At 50.2% G+C, this 21,680-nt stretch carries 23 protein-coding genes; 6 read left to right on the forward strand and 17 right to left on the reverse strand.

Translation table 11 applies throughout. The annotated features are described in order from the left end of the window. Positions 1–3 precede the first annotated feature (3 nt). The 8 genes from EDC33_RS01815 to EDC33_RS01850 all read right to left on the reverse strand — a co-directional run bounded on the left by EDC33_RS01815 (position 4) and on the right by EDC33_RS01850 (position 7,871). The gene (locus EDC33_RS01815) at positions 4–1,701 is read right to left on the reverse strand and encodes a HAMP domain-containing sensor histidine kinase (protein WP_124009998.1); all 1,698 of its coding nucleotides are present in this window, start codon (positions 1,699–1,701) and stop codon (positions 4–6) included. After that, a complete protein-coding gene (locus tag EDC33_RS01820) occupies positions 1,701–2,408 on the reverse strand; it encodes a response regulator transcription factor (RefSeq protein WP_040104706.1) in 708 nt (235 codons plus the stop codon). Before EDC33_RS01820 ends, EDC33_RS01815 begins: the two co-directional genes overlap by 1 nt. 18 nt (positions 2,409–2,426) lie before the next feature. After that, entirely contained in the window at positions 2,427–3,626 is a 1,200-nt protein-coding gene (gene ccsB / locus EDC33_RS01825; RefSeq protein WP_124009999.1) for a c-type cytochrome biogenesis protein CcsB, read from the reverse strand. A 6-nt stretch (positions 3,627–3,632) separates the two neighbouring features. After that, positions 3,633–5,183 (reverse strand): cytochrome c biogenesis protein ResB, encoded by a 1,551-nt coding sequence (gene resB / locus EDC33_RS01830; protein WP_249036065.1) that lies wholly within the window; start codon positions 5,181–5,183, stop codon positions 3,633–3,635. 93 nt (positions 5,184–5,276) lie between these two features. Next, positions 5,277–5,837 (reverse strand): thiol-disulfide oxidoreductase ResA, encoded by a 561-nt coding sequence (resA, locus tag EDC33_RS01835; RefSeq protein WP_229716659.1) that lies wholly within the window; start codon positions 5,835–5,837, stop codon positions 5,277–5,279. Positions 5,838–5,899: 62 nt separating this feature from the next. Beyond that, positions 5,900–6,625, reverse strand: a complete 726-nt coding sequence (locus EDC33_RS01840; protein ID WP_040104702.1) for a pseudouridine synthase — start codon at positions 6,623–6,625, stop codon at positions 5,900–5,902. Continuing rightward, complete coding sequence (gene scpB, locus EDC33_RS01845; RefSeq protein ID WP_124010001.1) at positions 6,625–7,158, reverse strand: SMC-Scp complex subunit ScpB; 534 nt, start codon at positions 7,156–7,158, stop codon at positions 6,625–6,627. The genes EDC33_RS01840 and scpB overlap by 1 nt, the downstream gene beginning before the upstream one ends. Then, positions 7,158–7,871 carry a segregation and condensation protein A gene (locus tag EDC33_RS01850; RefSeq protein ID WP_094905562.1) on the reverse strand — a complete coding sequence of 238 codons (714 nt, stop codon included), beginning with the start codon at positions 7,869–7,871 and terminating at the stop codon, positions 7,158–7,160. Before EDC33_RS01850 ends, scpB begins: the two co-directional genes overlap by 1 nt. Before the next feature lie 31 nt (positions 7,872–7,902). Between EDC33_RS01850 and EDC33_RS01855 the strand changes: the two genes are divergently transcribed. Then, complete coding sequence (locus EDC33_RS01855) at positions 7,903–8,436, forward strand: DUF309 domain-containing protein (RefSeq protein ID WP_124010002.1); 534 nt, start codon at positions 7,903–7,905, stop codon at positions 8,434–8,436. Positions 8,437–8,515: 79 nt separating this feature from the next. Here EDC33_RS01855 and deoB read toward each other — a convergent pair whose 3' ends face one another. The 4 genes from deoB to EDC33_RS01875 all read right to left on the reverse strand — a co-directional run bounded on the left by deoB (position 8,516) and on the right by EDC33_RS01875 (position 11,689). Continuing rightward, positions 8,516–9,700 carry a phosphopentomutase gene (gene deoB, locus EDC33_RS01860; RefSeq protein WP_124010003.1) on the reverse strand — a complete coding sequence of 395 codons (1,185 nt, stop codon included), beginning with the start codon at positions 9,698–9,700 and terminating at the stop codon, positions 8,516–8,518. Positions 9,701–9,708: 8 nt separating this feature from the next. After that, complete coding sequence (gene xerD, locus EDC33_RS01865; RefSeq protein ID WP_124010004.1) at positions 9,709–10,605, reverse strand: site-specific tyrosine recombinase XerD; 897 nt, start codon at positions 10,603–10,605, stop codon at positions 9,709–9,711. Further along, positions 10,605–11,051, reverse strand: coding sequence for a ferric iron uptake transcriptional regulator (gene fur / locus EDC33_RS01870; protein WP_094905565.1), 447 nt, complete (start codon positions 11,049–11,051; stop codon positions 10,605–10,607). Before fur ends, xerD begins: the two co-directional genes overlap by 1 nt. 86 nt (positions 11,052–11,137) lie before the next feature. Further along, a complete protein-coding gene (locus EDC33_RS01875; RefSeq protein ID WP_229716658.1) occupies positions 11,138–11,689 on the reverse strand; it encodes an NUDIX hydrolase in 552 nt (183 codons plus the stop codon). Positions 11,690–11,850: 161 nt separating this feature from the next. Between EDC33_RS01875 and EDC33_RS01880 the strand changes: the two genes are divergently transcribed. Continuing rightward, positions 11,851–12,765 carry an aldo/keto reductase gene (locus EDC33_RS01880; protein ID WP_124010005.1) on the forward strand — a complete coding sequence of 305 codons (915 nt, stop codon included), beginning with the start codon at positions 11,851–11,853 and terminating at the stop codon, positions 12,763–12,765. Beyond that, positions 12,762–13,682 carry an alpha/beta hydrolase gene (locus EDC33_RS01885; protein ID WP_124010006.1) on the forward strand — a complete coding sequence of 307 codons (921 nt, stop codon included), beginning with the start codon at positions 12,762–12,764 and terminating at the stop codon, positions 13,680–13,682. Before EDC33_RS01880 ends, EDC33_RS01885 begins: the two co-directional genes overlap by 4 nt. Here the strand turns inward: EDC33_RS01885 and EDC33_RS01890 are convergent. Continuing rightward, positions 13,657–14,583, reverse strand: a complete 927-nt coding sequence (locus EDC33_RS01890; RefSeq protein ID WP_124010007.1) for an MBL fold metallo-hydrolase — start codon at positions 14,581–14,583, stop codon at positions 13,657–13,659. The genes EDC33_RS01885 and EDC33_RS01890 overlap by 26 nt on opposite strands. 114 nt (positions 14,584–14,697) lie before the next feature. Here EDC33_RS01890 and zwf point away from each other — a divergent pair, with 114 nt between their 5' ends. Next, on the forward strand, positions 14,698–16,182 hold the full coding sequence (zwf, locus tag EDC33_RS01895; RefSeq protein ID WP_124010008.1) for a glucose-6-phosphate dehydrogenase: 1,485 nt from the start codon (positions 14,698–14,700) through the stop codon (positions 16,180–16,182). A gap of 19 nt (positions 16,183–16,201) precedes the next feature. After that, the gene (locus EDC33_RS01900; RefSeq protein WP_094905571.1) at positions 16,202–17,053 is read left to right on the forward strand and encodes a helix-turn-helix domain-containing protein; all 852 of its coding nucleotides are present in this window, start codon (positions 16,202–16,204) and stop codon (positions 17,051–17,053) included. 45 nt (positions 17,054–17,098) lie between these two features. On the opposite strand, the gene gnd is transcribed toward EDC33_RS01900, so the two are convergent. After that, on the reverse strand, positions 17,099–18,502 hold the full coding sequence (gene gnd, locus EDC33_RS01905) for a decarboxylating NADP(+)-dependent phosphogluconate dehydrogenase (RefSeq protein WP_124010009.1): 1,404 nt from the start codon (positions 18,500–18,502) through the stop codon (positions 17,099–17,101). Between the two features lie 5 nt (positions 18,503–18,507). Further along, positions 18,508–19,629 (reverse strand): M20/M25/M40 family metallo-hydrolase, encoded by a 1,122-nt coding sequence (locus EDC33_RS01910; protein ID WP_094905573.1) that lies wholly within the window; start codon positions 19,627–19,629, stop codon positions 18,508–18,510. Positions 19,630–19,711: 82 nt separating this feature from the next. On the opposite strand from EDC33_RS01910, the gene prli42 reads away from it, so the two are divergent. Next, entirely contained in the window at positions 19,712–19,813 is a 102-nt protein-coding gene (gene prli42, locus EDC33_RS12600) for a stressosome-associated protein Prli42 (protein WP_156964933.1), read from the forward strand. 40 nt (positions 19,814–19,853) lie between these two features. Here prli42 and EDC33_RS01915 read toward each other — a convergent pair whose 3' ends face one another. Both EDC33_RS01915 and EDC33_RS01920 read right to left on the reverse strand, forming a co-directional pair. Then, on the reverse strand, positions 19,854–20,291 hold the full coding sequence (locus EDC33_RS01915) for a BrxA/BrxB family bacilliredoxin (RefSeq protein WP_124010010.1): 438 nt from the start codon (positions 20,289–20,291) through the stop codon (positions 19,854–19,856). A 92-nt stretch (positions 20,292–20,383) separates the two neighbouring features. Continuing rightward, positions 20,384–21,670 carry a dihydrolipoamide acetyltransferase family protein gene (locus tag EDC33_RS01920; protein ID WP_124010011.1) on the reverse strand — a complete coding sequence of 429 codons (1,287 nt, stop codon included), beginning with the start codon at positions 21,668–21,670 and terminating at the stop codon, positions 20,384–20,386. Positions 21,671–21,680 lie beyond the last annotated feature (10 nt).

Here is a 21,680-nt window from a genome sequence, read left to right on the forward strand (position 1 = left end):
GCGTCATTCCTCTGTATGTTTTTTCGGAAGCGTAATACGGAAGGAAGTCCCCTCCCCAAATGTGCTTTCGAGATCTATGGTTCCATTATGCCTTTGGATGATGCTTTTGACAATATACAGGCCGAGACCAGTTCCATGCTGCCCCCGGGTCCGGGATTCGTCCACCTTGTAGAAGCGTTCGAAAATGCGCTGCTGATGCTCCGGTCTGATGCCCGTGCCCGTATCGGCCACCTCAATGGTGACATTGCGCTCCGAGGCCCCTGCAGTGATGGTGATGCGATCGCCTTGTGAAGTGTAGCGGATTGCATTGTCGAGAAGATTCGTAAGCACCTGGCTCACTTTGTCGAAATCGAATTCGAAGGTCAGGTCCCCTTCCTCTCTGACGATGGAAAAATCAATGCCATTCTCCAGCATTTCGTGTCTGAACCGGCTGCCGAGCTTATCAAGCAGCTGGCCAAAGTCATTTTCTTCGATATTGAAGAAGTCTGATCGGCTGTCCATCCTGGCGATGGTGATCAGTTCATTGACCATGGTGTTCATCCGGTCGGACTCGTCTTTGATGATTCCGATCATTTCCTTTATCTCCTCTGGCTCGGTGACGATGTCATCGAGCAGTGCTTCGGAGTAGCCGCTCAGCATGACCATCGGGGTCTTCAGCTCATGCGAAACGTTCGCAATGAATTCCGAACGCAGTTTCTCCGCATCCACTTCCTCGGTCACATCCCGCACCAGCAGGATGACCCCATAGACGATATCGCCTTCTTCAACTGGTGTATAGGACAGCTGCAGGTGACGGTTCTGCATCTCCATGCGTTCGATCGCAGCTTCCCTGTGCTCTGCGATCTCCCGGATGTTTTCATCAAATCGATCCGATTCCGAAGCATGGACCCTTATGAGATCATAGAGTTCATTGCCCTTCTGGTTGCTGTAGATCAGTTCGACATCGCTGTTGAAATAGAGCACCCCTTCATTCATATAGGTGAAGATCTGCTCCCTCAAGTTCCTTTCATGGGTGATTTCGCTGATGTTGCTGCGGATGTCATTATTCATCTTGTTGAATGCGAGGGTGAGTTCCCCTATCTCATCACGGCTCTTCACATCCAGCTTATTGTAGTTGCCCTTCGCTGTGGAGAACGCAGCATTCTTGAGGCTGATCAGCGGCCGCGTAATCCTGGTGATGAGGAAGAATGCGAAGGAGGTGGTGATCAGGAAGAGCACAAGGGCACTGCCGATGATGATGGTGGTGACTGCCCGCATCGATTCATTGATGTCTTCAAGGTCCCTGTATTTGATCAGAGCCGTGTCGCTCTCGAAGTAGTCGCTCAAATTCGACACTTTGACCATATAGTCATGGTCATATATGTCTTCAAGGATGAAGGTGTTCCCTTCGCCCTCGCCCGAGAGGATCCGCTGGTATATCGCTTCGTCGGTGGAGGACTCGTGGGAGATCATCGTTCCATCGGTGTAGAGTATCAGATTATCCTCCTGCAGAAGCATGGAATCGAGATCGTTGATATCATGCTCCGTCAGGACGATTTCCTCCGCACGGGTGATTTCCTCTTCGAGCAGCGTTTCCGTCGAATTGAGTACATAGTTGCGGAAGTACAGGCTTAAAATGATCGATAATATAATTAAAACTGTCGTTACTATCAGGATGATAGTTAACCACAGTTTTGTTACGACGCTGTTTATGACATTCATTATTCGTTGACCTCGAACTTGTAGCCGATGCCCCATACGGTGTTGATCATATTGCTCGCCTCCGGCGAAACTTTATTGAGTTTCTCCCTGAGGCGCTTCACATGGGTGTCGACGGTCCTCAGATCGCCGTAGAAGTCGTAATGCCAAACTTCCCTGAGCAGTTCCTCACGGTCGAACACCTTGTCCGGGCTCCGTGCCAGGAACAGCAGCAGCTCATATTCCTTCGGTGTCAGATTCACTTTGACGTCATCGGCGAGCACCCTGTGGGCATCATTGTCGATCACCAGATGATCGTACACGATGACATCCTTGGTTGATGAATCCGCCTCTATGAAGGATGTTTCCGATGAACGGCGGAGTATCGCCTTGACGCGCAGCACAACCTCCCTTGGGGAGAAGGGCTTGACGATGTAGTCGTCTGCACCGACCTCAAAACCTTCCACACGGTTGTTCTCCTCGCCTTTGGCCGTCAGCATGATGACTGGTGTCGATTTTTGGGTCCTCAGACGCTTGGCGACTTCGATACCGTCCATCTTAGGCATCATGAGGTCAAGAAGTATGCAGTGGAAATTCTGCTCCAGAGCGAGCTCCAGAGCATCCTCCCCATTATCAGCTTCAGTGATTTCATACCCTTCACGTGCGAGGTACATGTTCAGCAGTTTTCTGATGCGTTCTTCATCATCTACTATGAGAATTCTTTCAGACATATAGACCCTCTTTTCGTTTTATGCGTAGGAATGCAGCCCTGCAACGAGCAGATTTATGGCAATCAGGTTGAAAAGGATGAGCAGGAAGCCGATGATGGCAAGCCATGCAGACTTTTCACCTTCATATCCCCTGTTGAGCCTGAGGTGGAGGAAGACCGTGTAGAACATGAACGTAATGAATGCCCATGTTTCCTTCGGATCCCAGCCCCAGAAACGGCTCCAGGCGATCTGTGCCCAGATGGCCGCGAAGAATATGCCGCCAAGTGCAAAAATGGGAAAGCCGATGATGACCGACCGATAGCCGATTTCATCCATCAGGCCGAGATCAGCCTTGTTGGACCACGGCTTCAGCACAGCGATGATCCTCTTCCTCAGGATGAGGCGGATGATTGCATATGTGATGAGACCGAGCACTACGGACCAGATGACGGTGTTGAGCTTCTGTGAGTCGATGATGGGAGGAAGGTTCACTCCACTGTGGAAGTGGTCCGCCTCTTCATAGTTATTGTCACCGGCATGTTCCACGGGCACGGCATTTTCAAAATTGACCAGGCTCGGCAGATGATATTCGGCGACCTGCGTCTCCCCCTGCTTATCCTGATAGAGGAAGTCGTCCTGGTATCCGATCACATTCTGCATGAGTATTGTCGTCACAATGAAGACGAGCACTGTTACTATACCCGCCATGACCGCTTCCAAAAAGCGTGCGCGCCAGGATTTTTCATCCGCCGGAACAGCCTTCAGAAGATAGATCAGGCCGGCGACGGCACTCATCGACAGTATACCATAAGCCAGGGTCACTGTAATGACGTGGATGGCGAGCCAGTTGCTCTGGAGGGCCGGGATGAGCGGTTCCACTTCCCTTGAGAACATGCTGCCATAGGCCATGAGGAGCATGGATATGGGAAGTGCGAACAGGCCGAACAATTTGGTCTTGAAATAGAAGTATGTGATCAGGTAGCCTGCGATGATCATGATGGCGAACATGGTGATGAATTCATACATGTTCGATACAGGGGCATGGCCCTGGGCAATCCATCTCAGTATGAAATATGACAGCTGCAGGATGAACCCGACGACCACCATAGAGATGGCGATTTTGGCAGGCTTGTCCGACCTTGATTTGATGCTCGTCGCCAGCGGAAGCATCGCCACTAGATATAATATGAAAGCTGCATAGAGCAGCGTACTGCTTATTGCTACAAGTTGAGATGCCATATAGTATTACTCCTTGTTTTTGTCTTTGTCCGCGTCATCCAGTTTGTCATTGACTGCGCCAAGGCCGTTGGATTCGAGAATCTCGTTGATCTCGCGCTTCATGCCGAAATAGTTTTTATTGGTATGTGCAGCGAGCGTGAGATTATCGTCCGCCTTGATCCATACTCTTCTATGGTTGATGTATGAACCGGTGAACAGGCCGATCAGGAAGATGATGAAGCCCGTCGCGATGAATGGTATGGTGAGGTCTTTTTTGAGTGTCAGCACGGTGGCCATATGCTCTTCAGCCTCGACGAACCGGATGCTGTAGTCGTTGTCTTCTGTGATGTCGGTGCTGTTCATGATCTGCAGCAGGCTGAGTTCACTTTCTTCACCATCGTCAACTTCGAATACGAATGCCGGATTTCTCGGTACCGGTGTGGCTGATACCAATGTACCATTATCATCGATTTCAAGAAAATCGGGAGAATATGCCCTCATGTTGACCGACACTCCCTCAGCAATATCGTATGAACTTTCCGGATCGCCCAAGTTGACGGTGAAATTATCACCGACTGTATTGCCGTCCGCGTCTTCCAGGTGGAAGGTCATGGACTTGAGCTGTGAATTGTCGTAGCTCGACTGGTAGAGTTCGTAGCTGCCGAAACGGTATGGATGGTTGACGCGGATGCTGTACTCGTCCACCGCTTCGAGGTCCGGGGAGGAGCCGACTATATCCGCACTGTTGTTTTCATAGAAGGTGATGTCCGTCTGATAGTTGCTTACGAGCATCGTATTGCTGCTCAATGCCTCGTTGAAGACTTCACCGGCCTCCTCATCATAAGTATCAAGGCTGAACGCTTCATTTTTGACATAGTACTGGCCTTCCGTCGTCGGCAGCTCCTCTGTTTCACCCTCGGGGATATGGACGATTTCATCCACATACATGCCCGGGAAGAACCTGAGCATACTGCCGAAAAGCAGGATGATCAGCCCGGTGTGGTTGATGTAGGGTCCGTAGCGGGAAAGGCGTCCTTTCTCGAGCAGATAATTGTCCCCCTCCTGCCGCACTTTATAGCGCTTTTTAGAAAACGCATCGATAAGTCTGCCGGTATCATCAGGACGGTCTGCATTGAGGAACAGCCTCTGTCTGCGGAAGAAGCTGTCATGCTTTTTGACGCGCTGCTTGCTCAATGACTTGAACAGCGGTACGCCCCGGTCGATGCTTGCTGCAATGATGGACAGAGCGAGCATGCCGTTCAATATGAGGAACCACCACGAAGAATAGAGGTTGTGGAATCCAAGGGAATAGTAGAGGTACCCGAGGGTGCCATAGTTTTCCTGATAGTACTCGGCTGGATCGACGCCGAGCGGGATGAAGTATTCCTGGGGGAAGATCGTACCGATCGACGCCGCAATGGCGATGGCCAGTATGATGGAGACCCCGACCTTGATGGAGGTGAAGAAGATCCAGATCTTGTCGAAGATGCTCTTCGACTTCGTCTTGGACCTTACCGCACTGCCATCATACCTCATCAGGTCTTTTATTTTGTTCTTGTCGTAATCACTGTTAATCATTTTGCCGCAGGACTGGCACAGCTGAGTGCCGGGCGGATTGACATGACCACAGGATTCACATTTTATTTCCTTTAGTTCCATTGCTGATTCATCCTATTCTGTGGATTCACTGATAAACGCATTGATATCATCATGAGTGAGCTGATATTCCTGTTTTTTGACGATGATCCCCTCTTTGTTTACGGCGATCGTCGTCGGTAGTGGGCCGATATTATAGGCTTCGGTTACACTTTTTGACTGATCCAGTGCTATGGGGAATTCCAGGTTGGCATCGAGGCCCGAGATGAACTGACGGATCTGCTGCTCATTTTCGCCAACATTGACGGCGACGATTTCATAATCCTCATGTCCTTCTGTATAGATGTCATTCATATCCGGCATTTCCTCCCGGCAAGGTTTGCACCATGTGCCCCAGAAATTCAGGATGACTCCTTTATCTTCGGTCAGCTTGGACAGCTGGATCTCTTCCCCTTCAAGTGTCGTCAGTTTGAAGTCCACGGCCTCATCACCGACCTCAACGGCCTTAGTGCCTGAAGTCAGGTTGAACCACACTGTAACACCTATGAGTACGGTGATGGTCAAGATGATGCTCACTCTGAGGATGTTGCGTGTACGTCCCTTCATATTTATCACCTGCCTGTAGTTCTGATTCATAAATTCAATTATATCATCTTATAAAATTGTCCTGTATGACAGTATTATGACAATTGGCGGGTTCAGGACGCCTTGGCGTTTGCGATCAGCTTCTTGACTTCATGCGGTTTGAGGAAACGGTATTCCCCTTCCCCAAGTCCTTCAAGTGTCAGGAAGTCATAGCTGATGCGCGTCAGTTTGATCACCTTCAGCCCGAAGTGTTCGAACATCCGCCTCACCTGGCGGTTGCGCCCTTCATGTATCGTCAGCTCAAGGATCATCTGCCTGTCCTTCTTATCACGGATGACCTTCACATCTGCCGGCGCCGTGACACCGTCTTCGAGACGGATGCCCTTGCGCATCTGCTTCTGTTCCTCACGCTTCAGGATGCCGTCGATCTTTACACGGTATGTCTTCTTCATTTCATATTTCGGATGCGTCATGTACTGGGTGAACTCCCCATCATTCGTCATGAGCAGGATGCCGGAAGTGTCATAGTCCAGGCGGCCTACAGGATACAGCCTGACGTCCATCCTTTCGAATGCGTCGACTACAGTACGGCGGCTCCTCTCGTCTTCAGCCGTGGAGATCTCCCCTGCCGGTTTGTAGTAGAGTATATAGACCTTCTCCTCCTGGCTGATCGGCACGCCATCGACTTCAATCTTGTCGTTCTGCTTCACTTTTGTCCCGAGTTCCGTGACCGTCTGGCCGTTGACCTTCACCCGGCCCTCCTCTATCATCACTTCTGCTTTTCTTCTTGAAGTGACACCACTATTTGCGATTGCCTTCTGTAATCTTACCTCTTCCATTACTTTTCCTCCTCTATGCTTTCAAAAAATAAATCCATTTCTTCCTGTTCAAGAATTTCCTTCTGTGTCGGCAGCGCCTCAAGCGACTCCAGGCCGAACAGCTGCAGGAAGTGCCCGGTCGTGACGAAATGGGCGGCCCGCTCATCATGCATGTTCTTCTTTGCGATCAGCCCCTTGCCAAGAAGCGTGGAGACGGGACCATCTGATGCGACCCCCCTCATCATTTCTATGTCGCCTCTTGATACCGGCTGGTTATAGGCGATGATGGACAGGACCTCAAGCGAAGCCTGCGACAGCTTCTGGCTCGGCCTGTCGTCCAGAATGCGCTGGATATACTTTTCCATTTCGGGGGTCGTCTGCAAAAAGTATCTGTCCCCGTGCCTCTGTATGGTGAGGTTTGGTCTGGAATACTCCCCGACCACCTTCTCGAGATGTGCCTTCGTAATCGGTACATGCATGATCATCTGTTCCTCGGAAAGGCCGGCGTCCCCTGCAATATACAATAATCCTTCAATGATTTCCATCTTCTCCATTAGTCATACAGCCTTTCAATTTCAAAATCCTCATGGCCCCGTGGACGGATGGCCAGCTGGTTGTCCTTCACGAAATCCAGCAGCGTGATGAATACCGCCACGACTTTGGGCTTCGATTCGGAAAAGGTGAAGAGGTCCCGGAGCCCAAGAGTCCTTTTACCCTCAAACCGCTGACGCAGGAATGCCTCCGCAGCCTCCCGGGAGACGGATTCCCTTCTGACGGTGATGTTCCGTGGGCGGTCGATTGAGATCCTGTCCCTCACCTTCTGGTATGCCACCATCAGGTCGGCAAGGGAGACTTCAAGCGGTGCGTCATCGTCCGCCTGCTCCTCGAAGACGTGGGGTGCCTTGATGTAGATCCTTTCATTCTGCTTCTTCAGCTCCGCCAGCTGTTCGGCATACTGCTTGTAGTTCTGGTATTCGATGAGCTGCTCCATCAGTGATTCCCGCGGGTCCTCATACTCCTCCTCCAGATGGGGCGGTTCAGGCAGGAGCATATGGCTCTTTATTTTCAGCAGTTCGCTGGCCATCACGAGGTATTCGCTCGCCACATTGATTTCCAGCTCTTTCATTTCGTCGATATATTCCATATACTGACGGGTGAGCGTCTTCATCGGTATGTCATAGATATCGATTTCCAGCTCTTTGATCAGATGAAGAAGAAGGTCCAGCGGTCCTTCGAATACATCCAGTTGTACTTTGTATCCATTCATAAAAATTACCTCGATATCAGGAGACGATAACATGAAACTGTTTCATCTTATAGATTTCTATAACGAACTCATTATAAAGCAAGATTACTTTGAATGCCATGAAATCATGGAGGCCACGTGGAAGTCGTCCCCCGCATTCTCCAAAAATGATGCAGAAGTGTTCCTTATTCTTCTTGCTACCGGAGAATACCATTACAGGCGCGGGAATATCAATGGGGCGGTAAGGTCATACCGCCGTGCGCTGAAGCTCTATGAGGAGAACACCTATGATCTCACTGCACTCGGCATGGGGGAGGAACTCGTCGAAATGATGATCGCAAGGATGGAGAACATGGAAGATATGCCATTCCACCCCCTTGCCTATCCATTGACGGAGGACATGTGGCAAGCGCTGCACGAACATGGCGGCTATGGGCCGTCGTCGGATATTGAAGCTTTCAAGAGGTGGACGCGGGACCGGGTCGTCCAGGATGAGGAAATCGTCTGCAAACACCGCCTGCGTGACCGTACGGATGTCCTTCTGGAGAGGGAATCTGCCATCAAAAAAAGAAAACATCGGAAATGATGTTTTCTATAGGACAAGCACCCAGTAGACGAACCCCCATATCAGAGCAAGGAGTGCAACCAGGATGAAGGTGAAGTATTTATTCTTCATCTGATGAAATCTCCTTGAACAAGCTTTCGCCATGAGTATCATATTCAATTTTATAGTTTTCGGCGATGGTGGCTGCGATATCGCTGAAGGTACTGGAGTCCCTGAGTGGTCCGTAATGCATTTCCCGTCCCGTCTTCATCAGAAGCGGGACATTTTCACGTGTATGATCCGTACCGGTGTAGGTCGGGTCATTGCCGTGGTCTGCAGTGATGATCAGGAGGTCATCTTCACGAAGCTTCGATACGATTTCAGGCAGACGGTCATCGAAGGCCTTCAGTGCATTGCTGTAGCCTTCAGGATTCCTTCTATGGCCATAGAGCGCATCGAAGTCGACCAGATTGAGGAATGACATGCCATTGAAATCCCTGTCCATCACTTCAAGCAGCTTGTCCACGCCATCTTCATTGTTCTTCGTACGTACCGAATCCGTGATGCCCGATCCTGTGAAGATGTCGTTGATCTTGCCTATTGCGATGACATCATTGCCGTTGTCCTCAAGCGCGTTGAGCACTGTGCGCCCGAAGGGTTCAAGTGCATAGTCATGCCTGTTTTCCGTACGTGTGAAGTTTTCACTGGAGTCGCCGACATATGGACGGGCGATCACCCTGCCCACGAGGAAATCGGGATCGGTCGTCATTGCGCGGACCTTTTCACATATGGTGTAGAGCTCATCAAGTGGAATCACATCTTCATGGGCCGCTATCTGCAGTACGGGGTCATTCGAAGTATAGACGATCAGATCCCCGGTCTTCATCTGGTGCTCACCATATTCCTTGATGATTTCCGTGCCGCTGGCAGGCTTGTTGCCGACGATGTCACGGCCCGTGGCTTCACGTATCCTGTCGAGCAGTTCTTCAGGGAACCCGTCAGGATAGACTTTGAATGGCTTCTTGATGTTCAGGCCGGCGATTTCCCAATGCCCTGTCATCGTATCCTTACCCTGGGAGACTTCACTCATTTTGCTGTAGAAGGCTTCCGGGGATTCCGGACATCCAAGGCCTGGAAGCGGATCGATGCATCCGAGCCCGAACTTCTCAAGATTGGGCAGTTCTACCGGATGGCTCTCAAGCGTGTGCTTCAGCGTATGTGTGCCGGCATCGCCGAACTCGGCAGCGTCATGCTGGGCACCGATGCCAACCGAGTCGAGGACGATCAGATGGATTCTTTTGTACATTGTATCTCCTACTTTCTTGGGTGGAATTTTTTATACATTTCTCTGATTTTAACAGCAGAAATCTGCGTGTAGATCTGTGTTGTGCTGATGTCGGAGTGGCCCAGCATCTCCTGGACCGCTCGCAAGTCCGCGCCATTCTCAACAAGATGTGTGGCGAAGGAGTGGCGGAAAGTGTGCGGGGTGATGTTCTTGCTGATGCCGCTGGCCAATTCATACTTCTTCACCGTTTTCCACAAACCCTGACGTGTGAAACCTCTGCCGCGATTTGTGATGAACAGCTCTTCTGCGTCATCATCCTTCAGCAGGGCCAGACGTTCATTCGCTATATACTGTTCCAGCAGCTCCCCGACGAAGTCGGTGATCGGAACAATCCGCTCCTTGCTCCCCTTCCCCATGATGCGGATGTAGCCCATATCGGTATTGAGGTCCGAAGTCTTTATGTCTATCAGTTCACTCACCCGGAGGCCGGAGGCATATAGGAGTTCCATCATCGCCCTGTCCCTGATGCCTGCCACCGACTGGTCGGGGGTCGCGAGGAGGCGCTCCATCTCTTCCACCGTCAGATAGACCGGAAGCTTTTTTGCTTCTTTGATGGAATGCAGCCGGAGGGCCGGATTATGCGTCGTGATGCCATCATTGACCAGGAACTGGTGGAAATTTTTGAGTGTCGACTGCATGCGCGAAATCGTCTTGGCACTCTTGCCCGCCTGCTTCAGTTCCTTTAGGAAGGTGATGAGCAGCTCAGTGTCGATCCGTGAAGGATCGAGCGTTTTCCGCTCGGTCAGATATGCTTCATACTGGAGGAGGTCCTGGCGGTAGGAATTGATGGAGGACTGGCTCAGCCCCTTTTCGACACTCAGGAAAAGCAGGTACTCATCAATATGCCTTTTGAAATCCGTATCCATTATTCCTTCTTGCTCTGGCAGTCGCCGCATATTCCATGGAAAGTAAGCCGGTGGTCGGTCACTTTGAAGTTATGGTCCTTTTCGACAATCTTCTCTACATCCTCCAGAAGGTCTTCTTCTATTTCCTCTACTGCTCCGCATTCCATGCAGACAAGGTGATGGTGGAAATGCTTCGCGCCCTCTTTCCTGAGGTCATAACGGCTGACCCCATCGCCGAAGTTGATTTTGTCGAGAATCTTGAGTTCACTTAACAGCTCGAGTGTACGATAGACCGTAGCCAGCCCTATTTCAGGGTATTTGTCCTTCACTTTGAGAAAGACATCTTCGGCACTTAAGTGATCACGTTCATTCTCGAGCAGGACGCGTACAGTCACCTCCCTTTGGGGAGTGAGCTTGTAATGGGCCCCCTGAAGTGCTTCCTTGATCCTCTGAATCCGATTTTCCACGTGTTCACCTACTTTGTATGATAATCAAAAACATTATAACCAATTTATAATGTTTTTAAAAGCCCTTTACATCTTATTTAGAATTATTACAAATTATATGACGCTATTACATGCTGCACGGCGATGAGCGTCTTGGAATCCCTGAAGGCACCTTCCTGAAGCATTTTCTTCAGGTCCTCGAGCCTTACCTTTACGATATCGAGGAATTCATCGTCATCAAGCGCCTGGGTTTCCATCGTCATATCCTTGGCTTCATACAGGTAGACGTACTCATTGGAGAATCCGGGGGAAACATAGAATTCCTGGACCTCTTCGAGTGTCTTGGCGATTCCTCCTATCTCTTCACGCAGCTCCTTCACCGCCGTTTCATGCGGGGCTTCCCCCACTTCGATCTTGCCGGCGGGAATCTCGAGCAGAAAATCATCCGGAGCGACCCTGTACTGGCGGACGAAATACATCTCCCCCTCATGGACTGCGATGAGGGAGACGGCTCCTTTGTGATAGACGATCTCACGGTCTGCAGTCTGACCGTCAGGAAGCTTCACCCTGCTGTGGTCGACCTTGATGACATGCCCGTCAAAAATTCTGTTATTGGAAATGATCTCTTCTTTAAGATGGGAGTAATCATTATTCTCCATATTCATAAGCCTCTCCTTTTTATTGGTGCAGTTGCCTCTATAGTTAGTATATTACCATAGCGGGAAATAATCATATAGTATGGGCAAAAAGGTAAAATAATGCAAGAACCCGGCCAGAATTGGTATAATTCTAGATGACTAATTAATGGAGGCATGAACTTATGAGAAACATTCAGTTAAAAGATGGCATCAATATATCCGAACTTTCCCTTGGATGCATGAATCTGCCCTTGGATGACAGGACAGAGACCGAAAAGATCATCCGTTTCGCCCTGGAATCTGGAATCACCCACTTTGATACTGCAGATCTTTATCAGTTTGGGCAGAATGAAGAGGTCCTCGGCGAAGTGATGAAACAGTTCCGTTCCGACTACACATTCACAATCGGCACGAAAGGCGGCAATGAGTTCGATGCGGAAAAACAGGAGAAGATTGCATGGAACCCTTCCGCCAGCCATATCAAGAATGCGGTCAAGGATTCCCTCAGCCGCCTCGGTGTCGAGTCGATCGACCACTATCAGCTGCACGGCGGTACGATTGAAGATAATAAGGACGAGACCATATCCGCATTTGAGGACCTCAAGAAAGAGGGGCTGATCAAAAGCTACGGCATCTCCTCCATCCGCCTCAACGTCATCGACTATTATCTGAAGCACAGTAACATCTCAACGCTGATGATGCAGTTCAATCCGATAGACAACAGGCCGCTGGAAGTTGTCCGTAACCTCGATGAGGATGTGAAGCTGCTTGCACGGGGGCCGGTGATGAAGGGGCTGCTGAGCAGGAATTCACGCAAGGTGCTCGACGACAAGTTTGCAGAAGGTGTGCTGGACTATTCATATGAAGAACTGGAATCGGCCATCAGCAGACTCGGTCAGATCAATGGCGACCTCACCGCCCTTTCCTACGCTTTCCTCCGCCATAACAATGCAGCGATCGTAAATGGCGTGAGCAGTCTCGAGCAGCTTGAGGATAACGTGGAAAGCTATATGAATATGCCTGATTTCACGCAGGAGGAGTATGAAAGCATCCTCGATGCTGTCAAGCTGATCAGATATGAGGAGCACAGGGCATGAAATCGTTCATAAAGTGGCTGATTGCACTGGCCAGCTCCTTCATCATCCTTTTCACTTCGCTCGGCTACTACGCCTCGAGCCAGATTCTGTTCTTCAAGCTCAGGGATGTGGAGGTCATAAAAAGGCGCGAGACGCGGGCCAAGCGGTTGAACATGAAGGCCTTCCAGAATCTCCCCCAGGACGACATCCTCATCCCGTCCAAATTCGACTACAGCATCAATGCAGTCTTCGTCCATCCGAACGACACGAACAAATGGATGGTGCTGTGCCATGGTGTGACGGAGAACAAGATCAGTTCCATCAAATACCTCAATATGTTTACGGATATGGGGTACAACTGCGTCATCTATGACGCCAGACGCCATGGGAACACGGGCGGCGTCCATTCGACATATGGCTTCTACGAAAAATATGATCTTGAAACCGTTGTGGACTACGTCTTCGACCATTATGGGCCGGATGTCGAAGTGGGCATCCACGGGGAGTCCATGGGTGCAGCAACGATGCTCCTCTATGCGGGAGAATTGTCCAACCGGGCAAGGTTCTATATTTCCGACGCATCATTCTCCACTTTCGGGGATGAACTGACGAACATATTCAGCCAGTATACGAAGATCGGTTCTCCGCTCATCCTGATCTTCACGAATATATTCTTTCGACTCAGGAGCAGGTTCTCACTATTCAAGGTCTCCCCGATCAGGGTCGTGGAAAAAATTGACCAGCCGGTGCTGTTCGTCCACTCGAAGCCGGACAAGTTCATCCCCTACACACATACTGAAGAACTGTACAAAAAGAAAAAGCCGCCAAAGGCGGCCTGGTATCCGGAACGTGGCGGGCATGTCGAGAGCTACAACAAGAATCCCGAAAAGTACCGGAGGGTGGTTGAGAGCTTCATCGCGAATCACGTGGGATGGTGATTTCGAGGTAGTCATGGGCAATGACTGCAAGGTCCCCCATCCTTTCCTCTACACTTTCCAGCATCTCGGCGTCATAGCGGTTGCTGATATGGACAAGGAGGAGCCGTCCATATGAAATGCGTGACAGATTATTGAGCACATCATCTATTTCCGAGTGGAAATACTGGTGTGCTTTTTCCTTTTCCCCTTCAAGGTAGGTGGCCTCATGTACGATGAGGTCGGCACCATCAAGAAGCTCCAGGTAGTCCCCCCTGTTAATTATCCGGGTATCCCCGTGGACAGCGACCTTCCTCCCTTCGACCGGAGGGCTGAGGAAGTCTGCTGTAGCGTATGTCTTCCCTTCATGCTGAAAAGTCTGGGACTTCTTGATTTCCTTGTAGATCGGGCCCGGCATGATGCCGATGTCCTTCAGCTTGGCGCTGTCCAGTGCCCCGAGCTTCTCAGGTTCGATGAAGACGTACATGAAGCTGTCGACTGCATGGTCCAGCAGGTGGCTCTTCACAGTAAAGCCTTCCACTTCATATTCGCCGTCGTGCACGACTTCCACGAAATGGATGGGATAGTTGAGGTGGGAGCTGCTGATCCTGAATGTCACCTCGACCCATTCCTTGAGTCCTGGCGGTCCGTAGATGACTAGCGGGATGCCCTCCCCGCCCTGATGGGCACGAGACGAAAGAAAGCCTGGCAGCCCGAATATATGGTCTCCATGCAGGTGCGTGATGAACACATGCTTTATCTTTGATGGCCTGATCGTCGTATTCAGTATCCTGTGCTGCAGGGCTTCCGAGGCGTCGATGAGGAAATACTGGTTGATCTCCTCTACCACATCCAGTACGAAACTTTGGGTATTTCTCGTTCTGGATGGAATGCCTGCGCCAGAACCTAGTACTTTGAATTTCATTCTATCACCTGTTTTTGAAATGTTGGTTCATTATATCATATTAAAGAGTTGTGTTTTTAGGAATACAGTGGAATAATGATAAAAGAAAAATTTTGACTAAAGGACTTGTTGGATATGACGACTCAACCATTTAAAGTAGCAATCGCATTGTTTGGAGCGACGGGCGACCTTTCACGGAGGAAGCTGCTCCCTTCCATCTTCCACCTCTTCCAGGAAGGTTCTTTGAAGGACGATTTTGCCCTGATTGCCGTCGGCAGGCGGGATATGGAGGATGCGGATTTCAGGGAGGTTGCCAGAAACTCCATCAGCGATAATGACAAGCTTGAATCATTGGAGGGGCTCGAGGCATTTCTGCAACATATCCACTATGTTAAGGTCTCCGTCACGGATAGCGCCAGTTATGCTGCGTTGAAGGAAAAATTCGATTCAGTCGAAAAAATGTACGATACTGCAGGAAACAGGCTTTTCTACTTGGCGATGCCGCCCCAATTCTTCACTGCTATTACAGACAGCCTGAGGATTTCAGGTATGACGGAAACCGAAGGCTACAAGAAGCTGATCATCGAAAAGCCCTTCGGCAAGGATTACGAAAGTGCACACAGGCTGAATGAAGATATCTCCAAGTCGTTCAGGGAGCATGAAATCTTCCGTATCGACCACTATCTCGGCAAGGAGATGGTGCAGAATATAGAAGTCATCCGATTCAGCAACAGCCTGTTCGAACCGTTGTGGAACAACCATTATGTATCCAATGTCCAGATCACCTCTTCCGAATCGCTCGGCGTGCTGGACCGCGGTGAATATTATGAGCGGAGCGGTGCAGTGCGTGATATGTTCCAGAACCACATGCTCCAGATCGTCTCCCTGCTTGGCATGGAGCCGCCGATCAGCCTGAATAGTGATGATATACGCGAAGAGAAGATCAAGGTGTTGAAAAGCCTGCGCAAAGTCGAAAAGAAGGACATCAACAAGTATTTTGTGCGGGGTCAGTATGATGAGGGTACTGCAGAAGGTGAAGATGTCCCGGGATACCGGGAGGAAACTGATGTCAACAGGACCTCCAACACGCCGACCTTCATAGCTGCGAGGCTGTTCATCGATAATTTCAGATGGGCAGGCGTCCCATTCTATGTCCGTACCGGTAAAAGGATGAGGAATAAGGAAACGAAGATTGTTGTGGAATTCAAGGAAGTCCCCAAAAATCTCTATTATCAGGATAATGCAGATGATGTACTTGCCAAAAACCTTCTGGTCATCCGGATCCAGCCGAATGAAAGCATCACACTGCACCTGAACGTCAAGGACCATGCAGGAGAGCAGGATACAAAAGAAATCAAACTTTCCTACTCCGTCGATAATCAGGATCTTTCAAGGACAGTGGATGCCTATGAGAACCTGATCTACGATTGTCTGGACGGAGATGCGACCAATTTCACCCATTATGAAGAACTGATGAACGCCTGGTCCTTCGTCGATCCGATCAATGAAGTATGGGAAAAGGATATTGCACCTTTCCCGAACTACCGTTCAGGATCGGACGGCCCGGTCAAAAGCAACCTCCTTCTTTCCAAGGATGGATTCAAATGGTGGAACGTATAAGTGGAGAAGTGAGGATATAATGGAAACAGTTAATTTTGTCGAAAAGTTCATCATCTATATAGAAGATCATCTGCGTGAACGCATAGACTACGACCGGGTGCTTGAAGGCATGGGAGTGGAACCGAAATCGTTCATCACCATATTCACTTCACTCGCCGGTATGACGCCCTATGAATATCAGACACGCCGCAGGATGTCGGAGATCGCCCACGAGTTGCATGCAGGCCACCTCCGGCTCATAGATATCGTAAAATATTATGGATACCGGGATATCGATTCATTCAAACGTGCATATTTCAATGCCTTCGGCATTTCTCCATATGAGACGGAACGGCAATTCGATACACTCGATCTGCAGGAGCGCATATCCTTTGAGGTGGTGCCTGTCGATCGTCCGAAGTATCCATCGAGAAGCGCCTATATGGACAGCTTCCGACTGATTGGGTTCGTCAGGAGGTTTTCCGTGGATGATTACAGAAGCGGGATGAAATATGACTTTCTTGCCTATCTCGAGGAGAATGACATGCTGAATGAACTGCTGAAATACAATGACGGTGCGGTAAAAGGCATCATTCTACATGAACGTTATGTCGATGGGGGGATGGAACTGACCGTTGGCGTCTCCTCCACCCTGGCGGCCCCTTTTGAAGAGACCTATACCGAGAGCAGTGAGTTCGTCATCTTCGAGTCCATGGGGAGCCCCCCAGAAGTGTCGGAAGACATATACAGGTACATCTTCCGCAGATGGCGATTCAAAGAGGAGAAGGACCTCAACTGCAACTTCTCCATGGAAGTATTGAAAAGCAGGAATGACTTCGTTTCGGGTGATGCCAAAGTGCAGGTGTGGCAGGCCCTATATCAGGATCTATAATAAAACCGTCGGTCCCCAATCAATGGGGACCGACGGTTTTTTGTACTACTGCCACTCCGTATGGAAAACGCCCGGCTTGTCGAGCCGTTCATATGTGTGGGCGCCGAAATAGTCGCGCTGGGCCTGGATCATGTTGCTTGAGACCCGCGCCTGCTTCATGCTGTCGAAGTAGGACAGTGCGCTCAGGAAGGCAGGCATCGGTATTTCATTTTCTATCGCATGTATGCCGATGCGCCTCAGGCTAGGATGACTGGCGCTGACCACATCCCTGAAATAGTCATCCAGCAGCAGGTTGGTCAGTGCGGGGTCATTTTCGTATGCCCGGTTGATCTCCTCGAGGAACTGGGCACGTATGATGCACCCCTTTCGCCAGATCATGGATATTTCGCCAAGCTGTAGATTCCAACCATAGATTCCGCTCGCTTCACGAAGCAGCCTGAACCCCTGTGAATAGCTCATCAGTTTGCTGATGTACAGCGCCTGCTTCAGATCTTCCAGCACCGACTGCTTCTGGTCTTCGGACAGGCTTTTCATTTCACTCTGATAAGCTTCGCTGATGAGGGCACGTTCTTCTATGAGGCTCGAGAGGCATCTGACGAATACACTGTCGGTGATCAGCGAGAGCGGTATGCCGAGTTTCAGGCCTTCGATGCCCGTCCATTTTCCGGTCCCCTTCTGACCCGCCTTATCCAGAATCAGATCGATGATATAATTGCCGGATTCATCCTTGAACTCCAGTATGCGTGCAGTGATCTCGATCAGGTAGCTGTTGAGGTCTCCCCTGTTCCATTCGTCGAAGACTGCACTCATTTCATCATTCGACATATTGAGGCCGTGCTTCATGAAATAATAGCTTTCAGCAATCAGTTCCATATCTGCATACTCGATGCCGTTATGGATCATTTTGACGTAATGGCCGCTGCCATCCTCACCGATGTAGGTGACGCATGGTTTCCCGTCATCGGCTTTGGCAGCAATTTTCTCCAGTATGGCGCTGACATTGTCATACGCCTGACGCTGGCCGCCCGGCATCAGGGAGGGACCATTCAAGGCGCCCTCTTCGCCACCGCTTACTCCCATGCCGATGAAGTTGATGCCCTTTTCAGTGAGCTGCATATTACGCCGCCGGGTGTTCTCATACTGTTCATTTCCCCCGTCGATCAGCGTGTCCCCCTCCTCAAGGTACGGGGCGATCTGTTCGATGGTTTTATCCGTCACTTCCCCCGCCTTCACGAGAAGCAGGATGTTCCTTGGCTTCTTCAGGCTTTCAATGAATTTTTCCAATGAGGAGGCGATGTCCACATCCTCTTCCTTGAGTTCAATCATGCGGTTCTCCCTGACATCTTCGAAAAAGTCGAAAGTGACGACCTTGAAGCCGTTTCTCGACATGTTCTTTGCGATATTCGTCCCCATGACGCCAAGACCGACTACTCCAATATCATAGATCATGCGCTCTACTCCTTATCATTCTGGACTTTGATGATTTCAATGACCAGCTCAGTGATTTTATGCAGTTCTTCTATCGGCATTTTTTCTTCCGTCGTATGGATATTTTCGTATCCAAGGCCCAGTATCGCCGTATCCAGACCTGCTCCTGCAAATATATTGCCGTCGCTCCCGCCGCCGAGGCTGATGAGGTCCGGTCTGCGGCCGATGTTTTCTATAGCCTGAACTGCTGTCTTGACGACATCCGAGTCTTTGGAGGCCTTCAATGCAGCATACATCACTTCTGTCCTGACTTCTGCACGGCCGCCCATATCTTCGGCGACCTTCTCGAAAGTTTCTTTCATATGCGCTGTCTGTGCCTTCATCTTCTCATCATCGAGGCTTCTCGCTTCCCCAAGCAAGTAGACGTAGTCCGTGACTACATTCGTCGCGCCGCCGCCTTCAAAACGACCGATGTTCGCTGTTGTCTCTTCGTCGATGCGTCCGAGCTTCATCTGGCTGATGGCACGGGCTGCGATATTGATTGCACTTACGCCGGTTTCAGGTGCGACCCCAGCATGTGCTGTTTTCCCGTGTATATGCGCTTCAATCTTACTCTGGGTCGGTGCGGACGTAACCACAGTGCCGACTTTACCCGTGGAGTCGATCGCATAGCCGAATCTGCTTTTCAGCTGAGAAGCATCAAAGGCCTTCGCCCCCACGAGTCCGGACTCTTCTCCGACAGTGATGACGATTTCAATGTCCCCATGGCTCATGCCGGATTCTTTGATGGAATGGATGGCTTCGATGAGTGACGCAATCCCTGCCTTGTCATCGGATCCGAGGATTGTTGAACCATCGCTGACGATATAGTCCCCATCGATGGATGGTTTGACACCCACACCGGGTGCAACAGTATCCATATGGACTGTAAAGTAGATTGGTTCAGCCTTGGTGTTGTCCCCTTTGAGACTGACGAGTATATTTCCCGCACCATAGCCGGTTTTCTCCTGAGTATCATCTTCTTGGGCTTCGATACCCATATCTTTGAATTTTTTGAGAAGATAGTCGGCCATCTCCCTTTCGTGGCCGGTTTCGGAATCGATCTGTACCATTTCCATAAATTGATCGATGAGTCTGTCCTTGTTCATAAATGGCTTCCTCCAATAGTTGAGTTGATTGTATAGTAGACGTATATTATAATTAAAAGAGCAAATTTATAAGGATGGTTTTATGAACAACAAAAAAGTTCAAAAAGCAGTAATCTGGTTCATGATAATTCTCATTGTCATTTCAGGCGTGCTTTTCGGCGTCAGCATGCTGACAACAGTGTAACCAAATTAAAGAGGTCCCTCAGGACCTCTTTTTTTGTTCATCAGATTTCTTTGCCGTGCTCTTCGAACCAAGCCTGCAGGTTCGTGATGACACTCATCGTTTCATGGCCTTCAATTTCGTGCCTCTCGATCATGTCTACGACCTTACCGTCCTTGAAGAGGGCAAATGAAGGGGATGACGGAAGATATTCGGGTGCTTTTTCCCTGACATGTTCAGTCGCCTCCTTGTCCTGACCGGCAAATACGGTGAGCAGCTGGTCGGGCAGCTTATCATAATTAAGGGCGTGTTTGGCAGCCGGACGTGCGATGCCACCGGCACAGCCGCATACAGAGTTGACCATTACGAGTGCCGTGCCTTCTTTTGAAAGGTGCTGGTCCACCTCTTCAGGTGTAGTCAGTTCCGTATAGCCCGATTCCTTCATTTCGCTTCTTGCCTGGCTCACGACATCATTCATATACATATTGAAATCCATATTCATTATAAAAACTCCTTTTGAAACAGCCCCATGGAGAGGATGCGATTTCAGTTCCTTGTATTCAATTCTATAGCGGATTAAAGGTTTTGTAAAGTCTAGTAGATCGAAGTCGTTTCGACAGAATACGCTTCAATCCTCTCTTTGACGGCTTTCAGGAACTGGCCTGCCACCAGACCGTCCAGAACGCGGTGGTCGATGGACAGGCAGAGGTTGACCATATGCCTGACGGCAATCATATCATCAATGATCACCGGCTTCTTGACGATGGATTCAACCTGCAGTATGGCAGCCTGGGGATGGTTGATGATCCCCATGGACTGTACGGAACCGAAGGCGCCGGTATTGTTTACCGTGAAGGTCCCCCCTGCCATGTGCTCCTGTGTGAGCTTATGGCTGCGTCCGAGCGCTGCAAGTTCCCCCACCTGCTTGGCGATCCCCTTGATGGAGAGGTCGTCGGCATTCCGGATGACCGGCACATAGAGTTTATCATCGCCGGCTACGGCGATGGAGATGTTGATGTCCTTGTTGAGGACGATCTTATCCCCCTGCCATGAACTGTTCAGCATCGGATATTCCTTCAATGTCTCGGCGACTGCTTTGACGAAGAAGCTGAAGAATGTGAGATTGAATCCTTCACGCTCCTTGAAGGCGGATTTATGGCTGTTGCGGACATTCACCAGATTAGTGGCATCCACCTCCATCATCATCCATGCATGGGGAATCTCCTGGCTGGACTGGACCATTTTATTGGCGACTGCTTTTCTGACTCCGGTTACCGGTATTTCATCCCCCGCCACGATGTTCCCGGAAGCTGACGCAGGGTCTGCCTGCTGATCAGTGGAAGGCGCTGCCTCCGTCTGTGTTCCGGCGGTCACGGGGCCTGCTTCAATCGTCTTCAGAACATCCTTCTTCGTAATACGTCCTTCAAACCCTGTACCTTCAATCGTATTGAGATCGAGGTCATGCTCCTCGGCCAATCGCATCACTACAGGGGAAATTCTTGTTTTGCCCTTCTTCTGGGCACCCTGTTCCACTTTGCCTGTGGAGGATGGTGCGTCCTCCTGATTTTCATCGGCTGACGGGGCCGCCTCTTCAGACGCCTTGGCGCTTCCTTCATCCTCGTCAGCTTTTCCGGCCTCTCCAGCACCATCCGTATCCATCAGACATACCGGGGTACCGACTTCAACGGTATCCCCTTCCGCCACAAGGAGTTCCTTGATCGTGCCCTCGAATACGGAAGGCACTTCCGCGGTCACCTTGTCGGTGATGACTTCACACAGGGGATCATATTCCTCGACCGTATCCCCGGGCTGGACCAGCCATTTTTCAATGGTCCCTTCTGTAACACTTTCGCCGAGCTTCGGCATCAGCACTTCTTCCATAGGTTTCGTC

The sequence above is a fragment of the Salinicoccus roseus genome (assembly GCF_003814515.1).
Taxonomy (GTDB): Bacteria; Bacillota; Bacilli; order Staphylococcales; family Salinicoccaceae; genus Salinicoccus; species Salinicoccus roseus.

What these genes read in the sequence shown, in the direction of transcription:
- EDC33_RS01815 (WP_124009998.1), bottom strand. Translation starts at nt 1,701, where the DNA reads ATGAATGTCATAAACAGCGTCGTAACAAAACTGTGGTTAACTATCATC.
- EDC33_RS01820 (WP_040104706.1), bottom strand. Translation starts at nt 2,408, where the DNA reads ATGTCTGAAAGAATTCTCATAGTAGATGATGAAGAACGCATCAGAAAA.
- ccsB (WP_124009999.1), bottom strand. Translation starts at nt 3,626, where the DNA reads ATGGCATCTCAACTTGTAGCAATAAGCAGTACGCTGCTCTATGCAGCT.
- resB (WP_249036065.1), bottom strand. Translation starts at nt 5,183, where the DNA reads ATGATTAACAGTGATTACGACAAGAACAAAATAAAAGACCTGATGAGG.
- resA (WP_229716659.1), bottom strand. Translation starts at nt 5,837, where the DNA reads ATGAATCAGAACTACAGGCAGGTGATAAATATGAAGGGACGTACACGC.
- EDC33_RS01840 (WP_040104702.1), bottom strand. Translation starts at nt 6,625, where the DNA reads ATGGAAGAGGTAAGATTACAGAAGGCAATCGCAAATAGTGGTGTCACT.
- scpB (WP_124010001.1), bottom strand. Translation starts at nt 7,158, where the DNA reads ATGGAGAAGATGGAAATCATTGAAGGATTATTGTATATTGCAGGGGAC.
- EDC33_RS01850 (WP_094905562.1), bottom strand. Translation starts at nt 7,871, where the DNA reads ATGAATGGATACAAAGTACAACTGGATGTATTCGAAGGACCGCTGGAC.
- EDC33_RS01855 (WP_124010002.1), top strand. Translation starts at nt 7,903, where the DNA reads ATGAAACTGTTTCATCTTATAGATTTCTATAACGAACTCATTATAAAG.
- deoB (WP_124010003.1), bottom strand. Translation starts at nt 9,700, where the DNA reads ATGTACAAAAGAATCCATCTGATCGTCCTCGACTCGGTTGGCATCGGT.
- xerD (WP_124010004.1), bottom strand. Translation starts at nt 10,605, where the DNA reads ATGGATACGGATTTCAAAAGGCATATTGATGAGTACCTGCTTTTCCTG.
- EDC33_RS01875 (WP_229716658.1), bottom strand. Translation starts at nt 11,689, where the DNA reads ATGGAGAATAATGATTACTCCCATCTTAAAGAAGAGATCATTTCCAAT.
- EDC33_RS01880 (WP_124010005.1), top strand. Translation starts at nt 11,851, where the DNA reads ATGAGAAACATTCAGTTAAAAGATGGCATCAATATATCCGAACTTTCC.
- EDC33_RS01885 (WP_124010006.1), top strand. Translation starts at nt 12,762, where the DNA reads ATGAAATCGTTCATAAAGTGGCTGATTGCACTGGCCAGCTCCTTCATC.
- EDC33_RS01890 (WP_124010007.1), bottom strand. Translation starts at nt 14,583, where the DNA reads ATGAAATTCAAAGTACTAGGTTCTGGCGCAGGCATTCCATCCAGAACG.
- zwf (WP_124010008.1), top strand. Translation starts at nt 14,698, where the DNA reads ATGACGACTCAACCATTTAAAGTAGCAATCGCATTGTTTGGAGCGACG.
- EDC33_RS01900 (WP_094905571.1), top strand. Translation starts at nt 16,202, where the DNA reads ATGGAAACAGTTAATTTTGTCGAAAAGTTCATCATCTATATAGAAGAT.
- gnd (WP_124010009.1), bottom strand. Translation starts at nt 18,502, where the DNA reads ATGATCTATGATATTGGAGTAGTCGGTCTTGGCGTCATGGGGACGAAT.
- EDC33_RS01910 (WP_094905573.1), bottom strand. Translation starts at nt 19,629, where the DNA reads ATGAACAAGGACAGACTCATCGATCAATTTATGGAAATGGTACAGATC.
- prli42 (WP_156964933.1), top strand. Translation starts at nt 19,712, where the DNA reads ATGAACAACAAAAAAGTTCAAAAAGCAGTAATCTGGTTCATGATAATT.
- EDC33_RS01915 (WP_124010010.1), bottom strand. Translation starts at nt 20,291, where the DNA reads ATGAATATGGATTTCAATATGTATATGAATGATGTCGTGAGCCAGGCA.
- EDC33_RS01920 (WP_124010011.1), bottom strand. Translation starts at nt 21,670, where the DNA reads ATGGAAGAAGTGCTGATGCCGAAGCTCGGCGAAAGTGTTACAGAAGGG.